We start from the raw sequence: 1,097 nt of genomic DNA, 5'->3' as shown, positions 1-1,097 counted from the left end.
CGCACCACCCGCGGGTCGTGCGACATGCTGCGGTCATTGAACGGGCGCGTCAGGGGGATCTGCGCAGCCACCAGCTCCGAGTTTTGCAGCACCCGCTCGGGCGCATCGTCCACCAGCAGTCGGCCGTACAGCACATAAGCGATGCGGTTGGAGCGCATGGCCTCGTCCATGTAGTGCGTGCTCACCAGCACCGACACCCCCGTGGCGGCAATGTCTTGCAGGATGTCCCAGAAGGCTTCGCGGGCCTTCGGGTCCACCCCGGCGGTGGGTTCGTCCAGCAGCAGGATGCGCGGGCGGTGGGCCATGGCGCAGGCCAGGGCCAGCCGCTGCTTCCAGCCGCCCGACATGGTGCCAGCCCGCTGCATGTCGCGCCCCTCGTCGTTGAAGGCAAATTGCTCCAGCAGCTCATTGACCCGCGCCTCGGGGTTGGGCAGACCATACAGCCGACACACAAAGCGCAGGTTCTCGCGCACCGTCAGGTCTTTGTACAGGCTGAAGTGCTGGGTCATGTAGCCCAGCAGGGGCTTGATCTTGTCGGCCTGCCGCACGATGTCGAAGCCCAGGCAGTGGCCCTGACCCGAGGTGGGCGGCACCAGTCCGCACATCATGCGAATGGCCGTGGTCTTGCCCGAGCCGTTGGGCCCCAGAAAGCCATACAGCTGCCCGGGCGCGATGCGCATGTTCAGCTGATCGACGACGGTCTTGTCGCCGAAGGTCTTGGTCAGGTTGCTGACCTCGATGATGGGATCGGCGGTGGCGTTCACGATGCCTGCTTCTCCTGCGCCGGCACCACCACGCCCACCGGGGTACCCGGCGGGGCGGTGCAGGTGGACGACGCCGTCAGGCGGGCCTCGGTCAGGAAGCTCAAGCGATCGCGCAGCTCGTGGCTGAACATCATGGGCTGCGTGTACTCAGGCCGGGCGCTGACGCGGGTCACCGTGGCCTTCAGGGGCCGCTCACAGCCCGAGATGCTGACTTGCACCTCGGTGCCCGGCAGGTAGCGAGGTCGCAAATCGTTGGGCACAAAGAAGCGCACGCGCAGCGTGTTGCTGTGCAGGATGGTCAGGGTGGTGGCGCCGGGCTGGGCGTATTCGCCC

At 66.8% G+C, this 1,097-nt stretch carries 2 protein-coding genes; both read right to left on the bottom strand.

Features of this window, described 5'->3' with window-relative positions:
• Nucleotides 1-764: ABC transporter ATP-binding protein (locus PQ963_10710; GenBank protein MEN4030129.1), on the bottom strand; the 764-nt coding region annotated here is incomplete at its 3' end.
• A partial coding sequence (locus PQ963_10705) for an HlyD family secretion protein (protein MEN4030128.1) occupies nt 761-1,097 on the bottom strand: 337 nt, incomplete at its 5' end. The genes PQ963_10710 and PQ963_10705, both read right to left, overlap by 4 nt.

Source organism: Methanobacterium sp. (assembly GCA_039666455.1).
Lineage (GTDB): Archaea > Methanobacteriota > Methanobacteria > Methanobacteriales > Methanobacteriaceae > Methanobacterium_D.
The sequence above is the reverse complement of the archived record's forward strand: the minus strand, read 5'-3'. Positions and strand labels throughout refer to the sequence as shown.